This is a genomic window from Cognatundibacterium crateris, from assembly GCF_010078235.1.
Lineage (GTDB): Bacteria > Pseudomonadota > Gammaproteobacteria > Burkholderiales > Burkholderiaceae_D > Undibacterium > Undibacterium crateris.
Map to the genome: position 1 here is coordinate 75,317 of NZ_JAABOS010000006.1, position 13,872 is coordinate 89,188.

The window sequence follows — 13,872 nt, forward strand, 5'->3', positions numbered from 1 at the left end:
GAAAAATTCCCGGTTTTTTTATGCATCATTTCCAGTGCGCTGCGCTTAATGCAGGCGGCGATGGCGTATCAAAACTTGTTCCGTCGTGAGGAATTGTTGAGTCAGTTTTTCCACCATATAAACAGAGCGGTGCTGGCCACCGGTACAGCCTATCGCCACCGTCAGATAGCTGCGGTTATCTGCCTTAAACGCAGGTATCCATTTGCGCAGGAATTGCAGGATATCCTGATACATGTCCTGCGCCATGGGTTGTCCATCCAAAAATTCTATCACCGGCTCATCGCGTCCGGTCAGCGGGCGCAGCGCCAGGTTATAGTGCGGATTCGGGATCATGCGCACATCGAATACCAGGTCGGCATCCAGTGGAACGCCACGTTTGAATGCGAAAGACTCAAACATTAGCGTCAGTGGAACGTGCTGTATCTGAATAAATTCTTTCACCCATTTGCGTAATTGATTGGCGTTCAGATCAGTCGTGTCTATCACATGCGCACTGGCCTGGATAGTCGCCAGTATTTCTCTTTCCTCATCTATGCATTCGGTTAAGGTCAGATGAATCGATGCATAGGCATCGATGCCCATGCGATGCGATAAAGGATGGCTACGGCGTGTTTCTGAAAAGCGTGCGACCAGCGATTCTGTGCTGGCAGTCAGGAATAAAATTCTGACGGTATGGCCAGCCTGACGCAGTTTTTCTATGGTGGCTGGCACCGTGGTCAGCAAATGCGCGCTGCGGGAATCCATTGCAATCGCAACCGTTTGTTGTGACTCGCGTTCCAGCGTGTCTATCAGTTCCGGTAACAGTGAAGGCGGCAGATTATCGACACAGAAATAACCAGCGTCTTCCAGCACATTCAGCGCCACCGATTTTCCTGAACCGGAAATACCTGAAATCAGTATCACATCCATGCTCAGTCTCCCGCTTCCATGGCACGACGCTGGCGTTCCATAAAGTCTTCCAGTGTATTGATGCCGCGCAGCTGCAGGATAGTGTTACGTACCGCCGCTTCCAGCAAGACCGCAATATTGCGACCAGCCGCGACCGGGATCACCACTTTGCGTATCGGCAGGCCCAGCACTTCCTCGGTGTGCGAATCGATAGGAAGGCGTTCATAATTTTCTTCCAGCGTGCTGCGTCTGACCAGATGCACGATCAGCTTCAAACGCATTTTGCGCCTTACCGCCGTTTCGCCGAATATGGTTTTAATATCGAGTAAGCCCAGGCCGCGTACTTCCAGCAAATTTTGCAGTAATTCTGGACAGCGGCCTTCTATCATATTCGGTGCAATGCGTGAAAATTCCACTGCATCATCCGCCACCAGGCCATGGCTGCGTGAAATCAGCTCCAGACCCAGCTCGCTTTTGCCTAAGCCGGATTCACCGGTAATCAGTACACCTACACCCAGCACGTCCATAAAAACGCCGTGCATGGTGATGCGTTGCGCGAGTTTTTTCGACAAATAAACACGCAGATAATCGATGACCTGTGCTGATGGATAGGGCGTGGAAAACAAGGGGATATTGTTATCGTCGCAGGTAGTCAGAAACGCCGGTGGCGAATCCAGACCCTGCGCTACGATCAGTGCAGGCGGGCCACCGGCCACCAGTTCACGGATCAGATTAGCGCGCGAAGCATTGGATAAACGGTTGTAGTAAGCAAGTTCCTGATGCCCGAGTACCTGAATACGGCCAGGATGAATCAGGTTTAAGTGGCCGACCTGATCGGCCGAAGAAGCGGCATCGCCAGTGATTTGTTTATCCGCTCCGGCAAAGCCGGCAAACCAGCCCAGCTGCATGATGTCGCGGTTGTCGTCGTAGATTTTTTGTATCGTTAATTCTGTAAATATTGGCATGGCGGGGAAATCAACAATCTGCGAAGACGATCAGGCGTTAAACAGCAGGAGGTAAATTCGGGCGCCAGGCCAGAATTTTATCGTAGACGACACTGGCATCGGTCTCAGTCTGTAATTCATCACGGAATGCTTCATTGGACAGCATTTCAGCGATTTCAGAGAGTATGGCCAGATGCTGTTGCTGTACATTGTCAGGCATCAGTAAAAAAATCAGCAGGCTGACCGGCTGTCCATCCGGCGATTCGAACGGAATCGGATCTTTGAGGCGCACAAAAGCAGCAATCGGCGCTTTCAATCCCTTGATGCGACCATGGGGAACCGCAACGCCATGCCCCAGCCCGGTTGAACCCAGGCGCTCCCGCGCGAACAGATTATCCGACACGGTGGAACGGGCGATGCTGCAGTTATTTTCAAATAACAAGCCTGCCTGCTCAAATGCTCTTTTTTTGCTGGATATTTCCAGATCCAGCAGCACATTGGAAAGGGGCAGAATTTTTGCAATATTTGTCATGGTGCGAAGAAAGTACAGCTGCGATAGGAGCTAGACATGCAAATTATAGGCTGGAAATGGATGCTCAGTGTAATTAACTTAAGTTAATCATTGTGCCAGCTGCGCTGAAACAAGGTTTCAAATTCGGCCGCAGGTACCGGGGGGCTGAAGTAATAGCCTTGCATCTCCTGACAGCCTGATCCGGCCAGGAATTGCATCTGCTCACGGTTTTCCACGCCTTCAGCGGTGACGCTCATTTGCAAGGCCTGACCCATCGCGATAATCGCACGGGCCAGCGCGACGGAATCCGGGTTGTGCGGGATATCATGAATAAAAGAGCGGTCTATCTTCAGGTTATCAATTGGAAAACGCTGCAAATAAGACAGCGAAGAAAATCCGGTACCGAAATCATCTAAGGAAATACTGACACCGAGCTGACGCAGACTCTCAAACATAGGCAGCAAAGTATCGAGGTCTGCCATCAGCAGCCCTTCGGTAATTTCCAGCTGCAGTGCATGGGCGGGTAAGCCCGTGCGCTGCAAAGTGCGCTGTATGAACTTACATAAGCCGGTATCCTGAAACTGTTTGGGCGAGATATTGACACTGATGACCAGATCCGCATGATGCTGTTCGCGCCAGTACTGGGTTTGCTGGCAAGCTTGTTCCAGTACCCAACGCCCAAGCGGCAGGATCAGGCCGATTTCTTCCGCAATAGGGATAAACTCGGCCGGAGAAATCAAGCCCAGTCCCGGCATCTGCCAGCGCAGTAATGCTTCGGCCCCAACGATGCTGGAGTTGCTCAAACATAGCTTAGGCTGGTAATACACGCGGAATTCCTGCTCTGCCAACGCACGGCGCAGGTTGGTTTCCAGCGAGTAGCGATGCTGGGCCCGCACATTGAGTTCGGTGGTAAAGAACTGGTAATTATTGCGGCCACATTCTTTGGCGTGATACATCGCAGAATCGGCGCAACGCATCAGTGTCGCAGCATCCTGGCCATCATGCGGAAAGACGCTGATGCCTATCGAGGTGCCCAGATGATATTCATTGCCGTCTATGATGAATGGCTCGCGCATGCGCACCAGTACCCGTTCACCCAGTTCGCGCAGATAGAACGCATCTCTGACTTGTTCCGCAATGATTACGAACTCATCGCCACCCAGGCGCGCCAGCATATCGGTCTCGCGTATACAGGAATGCAGGCGTTCGGCGACATTGCGCAACAGGCTGTCGCCAGCCGCATGTCCCGCAGTATCATTCACATTTTTGAAGCGGTCGAGATCGAGAAAGAGTAAAGCGACATGTTGGCGATGCTGTTTGGCCTCGCTGATGGCTTTATCCAGCCGCTGATTCAACTGATGCCGGTTCGGCAGGCCAGTCAGGGCATCAAAACTGGCCATCAGATTAAGCTGGTGCTGGGTTTCTCTTACTTCTGTGGTGTCGGTAAATGAAATCAATACGGCCGAGGCATATTGACTGTTTTTGCCGGAAATCGGTAAGCAATTGACCAGCAGCCAGACCACAGAGCCATCCTGCAATTCCATGCCTATCGACAGATCCAGTATGGCGGTTCCATTGCGGAAAACCTGTGAAGCAGGGTCTTCGCCCAGTTTCAATGCATCGCCATTTTCAGTGAATATACGTTTGAAATAGCGGTGACGGCGTCCGACCGAGCTGATATCTGCAATTTTGAGGATGCGCAGTGCGGAAGGGTTGGACGTCAGGATCTGACCGCCCGGGCCTATCACCATGATACCCTCAGTCAGGTTGGTCACGACGGAACGGTAGCGCTCCTCGCTCTCTTCCAGACTTTGCTCCATGTTCTTTTTGTCGATGGCCAGTGCGATCAGACCGCAGGCATCCATAATCATGGCTTGTTCATCTTCATCCGGCGCATGTGGATGCTGGTAGTACACATCCACCGTACCCAGCAGCGAGCCGAAGGCCGTACTGATGGGAGTAGACCAGCTTGCATGCAAGCCATTGTCCGCGGCCACTTGCCGCAGCTCACCCCAGACCGGACTGTGCTGTATATCCTGTACGATAGTGACCCGGTTTTTCAGTATCGTCGCTGCGCTACAGCCATTGTTTTCCTGTACTTTCAGCTGCAATATCCGTTTTACAAACGCTTCCGGTAGCGAAGGGGCGGCTCCCAGATTCAGCACTTGCAGTTCCTCATCGACCAGGCTGATGGCGCATAAGGCACCGTTGTCCAGCAAGCGCTCCATGCGATCGCACACATCTTCCAGGATATCGGCCAAAGGCTTATCCAGTGCGATCATTTCCAGGATTTCTTTTTCGTGGTGCAGCGCTTCGTGCACCCGGCTGCTCTGGTGTTTGACTTCGTTGATTAATTGCTCAATGGTTTGCTGCGCTGGGGAAGGGCTTTTGTAGTGCCGTGCGCTGAGTAAAATTGCGGTCTGTTCGCCGATCAGCAAGCCTTTGCTGTAAACCTCTACGTCTACAGTCTGCCCATCCAGTCCTACGCATTGATAGTACTGTGGGCCAGGAATACGTTCGTTTTTTCCGAGTTCAAATAACTGGCGTACCGCAAAGTGATACTGGCCTGTCAAAAAATCTTCTGGCCGCATTCCCATGATCTGCTCGGTGTTACTGGCTTGCAGCAGCTCCAGTCCTGCCTGGTTGGCATAGGCGATTTTCTGATCGAGCAAAACAAAGATCGCATCCGGCTGCATGTCCAGCATGGCGCTATGCCATTCTGGGCTGACGGTGAGCACAGCTGGCGCAGGCTCAAAATTAGGTTTGGACGGTATCACGACAACGTAAAAACAAGGCAGCAACAAGTTCAACAAAAAAAGTCAGCTGCGTTCTGATCGGCGCTAGCGACTCACATAATATGCTTCTTAGGACCTGTGTGGAAATGCAAACTGGTGTCAGTTTTATTGCATTTGTTACATGAATTACGACGTATGATCCGGCTGCTGCGTATCCGCATGCATGCCTGGTCATTGCTTTATGCCATCAAATTGACACAAGGCAATGATCATCGCAAATACGGATGGCGTCCGTCAATCGTTTAGTTTAGATCGATGCGTACGAATAGCAATAAAACGTCACCATTGCCTTTGTTTTTAGAAAAACGCGGTACATAGGCCGCCATCAGCTTACTGTGACGGGTACCGACTGAGGCGACCGGCAATACGGCCGGGAAGGGGAAGCCACCAAAATAGTCGGTGCGGCTGATCAGTAAGCCAGTCGCGCCTACGCCGACTTCCAGTTTTTCAGATAATGGTTTAGTCCATTGATAGGCATAGCCGACCATAGGCTGGGGCTTGAAGTGGGAATCTGAAATCACCATGCCATAGATGGATTCTTCATTATCCTTTTCATCACGCATGACTTTGCTGAAACCCAGTCCCCAGGCGCGTTCATTCAATTCAGCGATACGTTCTGGGGTGTAGGTATTACGTCCATGACGCGCATAACCCGACAACATCAGAGACAGCTGTCCATTGTCATACAAGCCAACGGCCTTGTTTTTATATTTTTCCCACCAGCTGGTGTCGGTTTTTTCCTGAGCCATGGCGGCCAAGGGTAGTGCTGCGGCCAGACATAGGCTAACGCGTAGCAGAGTTTTTGTGAAATAAGACTTCATGGGTCCAGTCGAATAAGAAGTTAATTAAGTAGCTAATGGTTTAAATGAAAGTGTGTGCAGGGTGTTTATTGCCGCGCATTGCGTGCATTCCCCGGTGCCTGGGCAGTGGAAAAATTGCTGCGCCACGGATTGATGTCCAGCCCGCCACGTCGTGTGTAACGTGCATACACGGCCAGTTTCTGCGGCTGACACTGACGCAGAATATCGACAAAGATGCGCTCTACGCATTGTTCGTGAAACTCGTTGTGATTGCGGAAGCCAATCAAATAGCGCAACAGGCTCTCCTGATCGATTTGCGGACCGACGTAATGGATTTGTACACTGCCCCAGTCGGGCTGGCCGGTGACCAGGCAGTTAGACTTAAGCAGATGCGACACCAGGGTTTCTTCGACTATCGCTTCATCGTGGTTAGCGCGCAATAATTCCGGTGCCGGATGGTAGTCATGGACTTCAATATCCAGCCGGTCAAGTAAAGTGCCGCTGAGTTCCTGCATCTGCAATTGGGAAAACTGTTCCGGCAGGGTCAGGCTGACAGACACATGCGCACCGGCTGCGGCAGTCAGATCGCGTTGTAAAGTCTGGATCAGCGTATCCGTATCCACCACCTTAGTCTGGTTAAAGGAATTCAGATACAGCTTGAAGGACTTCGATTCTATGATGTTAGGAGAGTCTGCCGGCACATGGAAACGCGCAATCGCAACTTGTGGCTTACCGCGCTGATTGAGCCAGGACAGTTCATAGCCATTCCAGATATCCACGCCAAAGAAAGGCAGGGTGCCGCTGACACCGATTTCCTCGCGTTTGGCACTGCGCGGAATCGGGAACAGCAGGGATGCATCATACTCCGCCTTGTAGGTGGCGACTTTACCCAGCTGGGATTGTTCCGGTGAATTCAGTGTGTGGTCTTGTGTCATGGTTTTAAAGTTCTAAAGCGCTTACAGTTCTTAAAATTGTTGAAGAACTCAGCCTAAAAATAATTTGTATACCGGATTTTGACTCTCATCCCAGTAGCGATAGCCCAGCGTGGACAGGAAGGAACGGAAATCCTTCATTTCTTTTTTCGGCACTTGCAAGCCGACCAGTGTGCGACCATAGTCGGCACCGTGATTACGGTAGTGGAACAGGCTGATATTCCAGTTCGGAGCCATGCTGTTTAAGAAGCGCATCAGCGCACCCGGACGCTCAGGGAATTCAAAGCGATACAGCAGCTCATTCTGCGCCAGTCCACTCTTTCCACCGACCAGATGGCGGATATGCAGCTTGGCGAGTTCATCATGTGTTAAGTCCAAAGTTGGGAAACCATGTTTCTCAAAATTTTTGGCAATCTTGCTGGACTCCAGCTTGTCATTGACCTGGATGCCGACAAAAATATGCGCGGCTTTATCATCGCTGATGCGATAGTTGAATTCAGTGACATTACGTGCGCCGACCAGTTCGCAGAAACGACGGAAACTGCCGCGCTCTTCGGGGATGGTCACCGCAAATACGGCTTCACGTGCCTCACCGACTTCGGCGCGTTCAGCCACAAAGCGCAGCCGGTCAAAATTCATATTTGCACCGCAGGCTATCGTCACCAGGGTTTCGTTTTTGAGTGGTTTTTTCTGTGCTTTGGCGCGCTCGATATAGGCTTTGCAGCCAGCTACCGCCAGTGCACCGGCGGGTTCCAATATGCTGCGCGTGTCCTGGAATACGTCTTTAATCGCAGCACAGACCGCATCGGTATCAACCGTGATGACTTCATCCACATACATTTTCGCCAGGCGGAAGGTTTCTTCGCCTACCAGTTTGACTGCAGTACCATCCGAGAACAGGCCGACATCGTTCAGCGTCACCCGTTTGCCTGCAGCCAGGCTGCGTGCCATGCCATCAGAATCGGTGGTTTGCACACCAATGATTTTAATGTCAGGACGGATCGCTTTGACATAGGCGGATACACCGGCGATCAGGCCACCGCCACCAATCGCAACAAAAATCGCATGAATAGGACCAGCATGCTGGCGCAGGATTTCCATACCCACCGTGCCCTGACCGGCGATCACATCCGGATCATCGAAAGGGTGGACAAAGGTCAGCTTGCGTTTTTTTTCCAGCTCCAGCGCATGGGCGTAGGCATCGGAATACGAGTCACCATGTAGCACGATTTCCACCAGTTCGCCGCCATGCGCACGCACCGCGTCGATTTTGACTGGCGGGGTGGTGGTCGGCATCACGATCACTGCTTTGCAGCCGCGTCGTTTGGCGCTCAGTGCCACACCCTGCGCATGATTACCAGCGGAAGCGCAGATCACACCGCGCTTGAGCTGGGCAGCATTCAGATGGGCGATCTTGTTATATGCGCCGCGAATCTTGAAGCTGAACACACTTTGCATGTCTTCGCGTTTGAACATAATTCGATTATCCATCCGGGCTGACAGGCTGGGTGCAAATTCCAGCGGTGTTTCAAAAGCCACGTCATAGACGCGTGCAGTCAGGATCTTTTTCAGATAATCAGTGCTCATATGCTTTGAAAGTGAGTCTGAGCTCAGTGGCAGGCTCAGTAGGGTTGAAAATTGCTGCAATTAAGCATCTATTATAATGGATGCGGTTTTGAGACCCGCAGGCTGAATGTAACATCGCTTAATTTGACCTGATTTGAAACAGAATGAAAGCTAAATGGAAGCCGAATGGATGCACTGATACACTGGATTTTTGAGGTTTTGGCAGTGCCCGAGGTGGGCTTGCTGTCAGTCTTTATTGTTAGTTTTATTTCGGCAACATTGCTGCCCATGGGCTCAGAGCCTGCCGTGTTTGCCGTTATCAAAGCCAATCCCGAACTATTCTGGCTGGTGATTGCGGTTGCCACCGTTGGTAATACGCTGGGTGGAGCGGTCGATTATGCGATGGGCTACGCGGCAGAAAAGGCTTTTCACAAAGAGCGCCGCAGTTTCTGGTTTGGCTGGCTGGAAAGGTTCGGCCCGAGGGCCATGCTGCTGGCCTGGCTGCCCATCATCGGCGATCCGATTTGCACCCTGGCCGGCTGGCTCAGACTGCCGTTCTGGCCCAGCTTGCTGTACATGGCAGTGGGTAAGTTTCTGCGCTATGTAACGGTCACTTTTTTATTGTTGAAGGTGCCAGATGGCTTTTGGCGCCGCTTGGTTGAGCTGATTTCCTGAAATCAGGCTGACCTGACGCCAGGATTCAGGTAATATTTTGCCATTTGTTTCCCTGCGGCATGTTTGTTTGTCGTAACAATGTCATGAATCGCTGACATACTCGCGGGTTACTCATACGACCGGTCAGCGTGGATGCGCTGGTCAGTATTTCGTTTCACTATCTTTTAAAGGATCATAACGATGCAACACACAGACAAACCACGTCGTGGCTTTATTCAGGGACTGATGGCAACGGCAGCTGGCGCTACGCTGGCAGCACCAGCGCTGGCGCGCCCGGTAGCAGCGGCTGTACCTGCCGTTATCCTGGACAGTGCGAAATGGGCACCACGCAACCGTGAACTGATCGCTGCTATGATCGCTAAGCATGGCATCACCAGCAAGACCTATAACCCTAAACGCAAGCCTTACGCCGTGTTTGACTGGGATAACACCAGCATCATGAATGACTGCGAAGAAGCCTTGCTGCTGTACCAGATCAACCAGCTCGCCTTCAAACTGAGCCCGGCAGAATTCTCTGCGATCGTGCGTCAGAATGTCCCGGCTGGTAATTTTGCGCCTGACTTCAAAAATGCAGCTGGTAAAGTCGTCGATCTGGAAAGCATTTGCGCCGACCTCGACAGCGATTACGCCTTCCTGCATGCGAACTACAAAGGTCTGGCTGGCAGCCGCACGCTGGAAGATATCGCAACTACCGAACAATTCCTCGATTTCCGCGCCAAGCTCTACTTCCTTTACGAAGCGGTGAATGATACTCACGGCGTGAATGTCGGCTATCCATGGGTGATCTACTTCTTCGCCAACATGACGGTGAGCGAAGTCCGCAAACTGGCAGAAGCCTCGCATGACGCCAATCTGGGTATGAGTCTGGTTAAGGCTAAATTCACCAGCCCGGCGTCTCTGCCAGGTAAGGCCGGTGTGATCACTGCTTCGCATTCCCAAGGTATACGTCTGTGCACTGAAGTAGCGACACTGATGGATACTTTCCGCAATCACGGTATCGATGTGTATGTGAGCACCGCTTCGCTGGAAGATGTGGTCGCAGAGTTCGCAACCAATCCTAAATACGGTTACCACGTCAAGCGTGAAAACGTACTTGGCCTGCGTTTGGAACAAGACGGCGAAGTGTACAAAAATGCCTATCGCAAAAACTGGACACTGAACTGGGGTCCGGGCAAAACTATCGTGATCAAACAAGAGCTGGTCGCGAAAAAAGGCTACGGCCCGGTATTTGTTGCCGGTGACAGCGATGGCGACTACGACATGCTGCGCGACTTCCCGGAAACCGCAGTCGGCCTGATCGTCAATCGCCTGAAAAAAGGCAAAATCGGCGAATTATCCAAAGCCGCCGCCGACGCACTGAAAGAAGCGAATCCACGCTTCCTGCTGCAAGGCCGCCAGGAATCGACAGGTAACTGGTTGCCTGTAGAAACGACCCTGAAGTTAGGTAAGACTGCACCAGCCTTGTTAGGCTAATTGGACGGGCTGCCAGCGCATTGATGCTGGTTAGCAGAAAACCCTCAGCACACTGCGGTGGCTGAGGGTTTTTTATTGGGCCTATGCGTTTTATGGCTTGTTGTTAGTGTGACGGAGGCGCCGTATTTTATTCTTTTCGCATACGCACTCTGGCTGTTATCGCGCTCTGACCTTGCCCTGTAAGCGTTTGTTTAGTAAAAAACCTAAACATGCCCCGAAGAGCAAACTGGATTTGCACGCTCACTCATAGCGCAGTATATATACAAACAGTAGTTTCCTAATCAAGCTCAGGGTGATAGCGATTGCTCTCATCGTAGTTGATCAAACTGCCAAATAAGCAAGCCTTAAGTAAGCGTTAAATAAGCGTTAAATAAGCGTTAAAGAATAACTTCCTGGTGCAGTATGTGCAGTCAAACCTAAACTATTTATATCACTATGCATGCGACAAATACAAAAACACAATGGGGACAATTTATACCACTGGTGACAGTGTTTTTCTTTTGGGGGTTCGTGGCGGCCAGCAACGATATCCTGATCCCAGTCTTCAAAGAAGCCTTTCATCTTAGTCAGGAGCAAAGCCAGCTAGTGTCGCTGGCTTTTTATGTGGCGTACACCGTTGGTTCGCTGATCTATCTGGCTGTTTCCCGCTTCATCGGCAATGATCTGGTCAATAAACTGGGATACAAAAATGGTCTGGCTCTCGGCTTAATCATTTCTGCTGCGGGTACGCTGTTGTTTTTACCCGCCGCTAACACCGGCTCTTTTACGCTGATGTTGTCGGGCCTGTTTATCGTGGGACTGGGATTTTCACTGCAACAGACTGCTGCCAATCCTTTGGCAATTGCCCTGGGCTCACCCGAAACAGGTTCGCAAAGACTGACTTTGGCCGGAGGTGTGAATAACTTCGGTACGACCATAGGCCCGCTCATCGTCAGCTTTGCTATCTTTGGTGCGCCGACTAGCATGAACCGTCAACTCAGTATAGAAAGCGTCAAATTCCCCTACCTGATGTTAGGCGCTGCGTTTCTTCTGGTCGCGATTATGCTTAAATTTTCATCTCTGCCAGATCGCCCGGCGATACAGGCTAATGAAGATGCAGCAGATGGCTCGGGCAAGCAATCTGCACTGCAGTTCCCGCAGCTGGTGATGGGCATGTTGGCTATTTTTGTCTATGTCGGTGTGGAAGTATCTACCGCCAGCAATCTTCCTGCCTACATGGAGAGCAAGCTGGGTTTGCCAACCAGAGATGTGGCTCCGTTTATTTCGCTCTACTGGGCCAGCCTGATGATAGGGCGCTGGACGGGCGCAGTTGAAGCTTTCGATTTGGGTGCGGGCTTGGGTAAGCTGTGTAAATTTTTGGCGCCATATCTGGCCTTTAGCGTGTTTTTACTGGTCAATGCAATTGCCCGGCACGAGCTCAGTCATTTTTATGTGTATGCCCTGATCGTGCTGGTACTGATTGGGGCTGACATGCTGAGTCAGGGTAATCCAGCCAAAATGCTTGGCATATTTTCTGTGCTCGGCATTTCTGCGCTGTGTATAGGGATGAGCACCACCGGCATGATCAGTGTCTACGCTTTCACCAGCATAGGTTTATTTTGCAGCACCTTGTGGCCATGCATATTTACGCTGGCAATCAGCGGTCTGGGCAGGTATACCGGGCAGGGAAGTAATTATCTGGTCATGATGATTATGGGGGGCGGTATCGTCAGCTGGCTGCAAGGCTTTGTGGCTGACAAGATCGGTATACAAATGAGTTATGTGGTGGGCGTTGCCTGTTTTTCTTACCTGGCTTTCTATGCCTGGAAGGTGCAGGGCATTTTGCGTGCGCAAGGCATCAGGCTTGGTAAGTCCACTGCGGTAGCGCACTAAAATTAGCCTTGTTCATTGTTGTGGCGCACTGTCATCAGTGCGCCATTATTTTTGAGCGAATTCCGCTCAGTGTTTTTTCCGGTCTTGTTTACTAAAATTAATAAACTGAGACCATTTTTTCTCGCTTAATTGACCCTTGATTTTGCCACTTGTATAAATGAGTTCAAATGAAGAATTCGTATTTTGGGGCAAATAGTTGCTAGCTTGAAGTGGTCTGTATCGTTTATTAAACATACTGTCGCTGACAGGCTGGAAGTCGTTAAATGGAATAGGTTTAACGATGTAAATACCAGCCAAGGTAAACGCATCACATTCGCATTTCAGCACTATCCACTACGAGCACTATCAGCAGGAACAAAGCAATGAACAAGATACAGGCTCGCTTTCCTGATTTTGAAACTGATCTAACTTGCAAGGAGTTCACGGCATGAGTGTGACCATACGCGATATTGCGCAGGCTACCGGGCTGTCGATTGGTACGGTATCACGTGCATTGAAGAACCAGGGTGGATTGACCGAGGCTACCCGCGTGCGTATCAGCAAAGTCGCGCGTGAGCTCGGCTATGACTTTGCCAATCTGAAGCAGGGCAGAATCAGGCGCATCGTTTTTCTTTTACATCGGCAGCATAATACTCTGTCGAGCAGTCCCTTTTTCTCTCCTGTGCTGCATGGAGCTGAAGAGGCTTGTCGCAGGGAGGGAATCGCGCTCTCGTTCGTGGCCATTGGCCCGTCAGAACCCGTTATGGAGCAGATACGTCTGCATCAGCCGGATGCAATTTTATGCGCTGGTTTTTTTGAACCGGAATTACTCCAGGCCCTGCTGCATACCAGTAAGCCTATCGTGCTGGTCGATATGCGCTTGCGCGGTTATACCTCGGTGAATCCGGATAACCGGCTTGGTGGTTTTCTGGCGACCCGCCATCTGATACAGAGCGGACGCAAACGTATCGCCATGATCTCTGGATCACTTGCGCATTTCAGTATTCAGGAAAGGGCACGCGGTTTTCGTCAGGCCTTGTATGAATCCAAAACCCTGGCCGACCCCAGTCTGGAAGTCAGCATTCCGGACCCCAGTGATATCGAAAACGGCGTGCGTGAAGCGATGCGTGAATTGCTGAGTCTTAGTCGTCCGCCAGATGCTGTGTTTTGCTACAACGATAGTGCCGCACTGACGGCGCTGCATTACTGTCTTGATCTTGGCATGAAGGTGCCGCATGACATCGCCATCGTTGGCTTTGATGATATCAATGCTGCCGCCAAATCTATCCCTCCGCTGAGCAGTATCCGAGTCAATAAAGAAGCACTGGGCGCGACCGGCGTGGATTTACTGATACGCAAACAAACTGACGACATCATAGAAAAAACGCTGGCAGTTGAATTAATCGTACGCGAAAGCAGCTGCGACGATTAGCCGCA

11 protein-coding genes are annotated in these 13,872 nt (G+C 51.2%); 4 read left to right on the plus strand and 7 right to left on the minus strand.

Translation table 11 applies throughout. The annotated features are described in order from the left end of the window. Positions 1–45: 45 nt before the first annotated feature. The 7 genes from rapZ to ilvA all read right to left on the minus strand — a co-directional run bounded on the left by rapZ (position 46) and on the right by ilvA (position 8,457). Complete coding sequence (gene rapZ, locus EYB48_RS12365; RefSeq protein WP_162020670.1) at positions 46–909, minus strand: RNase adapter RapZ; 864 nt, start codon at positions 907–909, stop codon at positions 46–48. Between the two features lie 2 nt (positions 910–911). After that, entirely contained in the window at positions 912–1,853 is a 942-nt protein-coding gene (gene hprK / locus EYB48_RS12370) for an HPr(Ser) kinase/phosphatase (RefSeq protein WP_162020671.1), read from the minus strand. Positions 1,854–1,890: 37 nt separating this feature from the next. Continuing rightward, complete coding sequence (locus EYB48_RS12375; protein WP_162020672.1) at positions 1,891–2,364, minus strand: PTS sugar transporter subunit IIA; 474 nt, start codon at positions 2,362–2,364, stop codon at positions 1,891–1,893. Positions 2,365–2,447: 83 nt separating this feature from the next. Further along, on the minus strand, positions 2,448–5,156 hold the full coding sequence (locus EYB48_RS12380) for a sensor domain-containing protein (protein WP_162020673.1): 2,709 nt from the start codon (positions 5,154–5,156) through the stop codon (positions 2,448–2,450). 224 nt (positions 5,157–5,380) lie between these two features. Then, complete coding sequence (locus EYB48_RS12385; RefSeq protein ID WP_235935102.1) at positions 5,381–5,959, minus strand: hypothetical protein; 579 nt, start codon at positions 5,957–5,959, stop codon at positions 5,381–5,383. 65 nt (positions 5,960–6,024) lie between these two features. Continuing rightward, positions 6,025–6,873, minus strand: a complete 849-nt coding sequence (gene queF / locus EYB48_RS12390; RefSeq protein WP_162020674.1) for an NADPH-dependent 7-cyano-7-deazaguanine reductase QueF — start codon at positions 6,871–6,873, stop codon at positions 6,025–6,027. A gap of 48 nt (positions 6,874–6,921) precedes the next feature. Next, positions 6,922–8,457, minus strand: a complete 1,536-nt coding sequence (gene ilvA / locus EYB48_RS12395) for a threonine ammonia-lyase, biosynthetic (RefSeq protein WP_162020675.1) — start codon at positions 8,455–8,457, stop codon at positions 6,922–6,924. Positions 8,458–8,622: 165 nt separating this feature from the next. On the opposite strand from ilvA, the gene EYB48_RS12400 reads away from it, so the two are divergent. The 4 genes from EYB48_RS12400 (at position 8,623) to EYB48_RS12415 (ending at position 13,867) form a co-directional block, all read left to right on the plus strand. Then, complete coding sequence (locus EYB48_RS12400; RefSeq protein WP_162020676.1) at positions 8,623–9,111, plus strand: YqaA family protein; 489 nt, start codon at positions 8,623–8,625, stop codon at positions 9,109–9,111. 180 nt (positions 9,112–9,291) lie between these two features. Next, on the plus strand, positions 9,292–10,584 hold the full coding sequence (locus EYB48_RS12405) for a haloacid dehalogenase-like hydrolase (RefSeq protein ID WP_162020677.1): 1,293 nt from the start codon (positions 9,292–9,294) through the stop codon (positions 10,582–10,584). Positions 10,585–11,019: 435 nt separating this feature from the next. Next, complete coding sequence (locus EYB48_RS12410; protein ID WP_162020678.1) at positions 11,020–12,456, plus strand: MFS transporter; 1,437 nt, start codon at positions 11,020–11,022, stop codon at positions 12,454–12,456. Between the two features lie 427 nt (positions 12,457–12,883). Continuing rightward, a complete protein-coding gene (locus EYB48_RS12415) occupies positions 12,884–13,867 on the plus strand; it encodes a LacI family DNA-binding transcriptional regulator (protein ID WP_162020679.1) in 984 nt (327 codons plus the stop codon). Positions 13,868–13,872 lie beyond the last annotated feature (5 nt).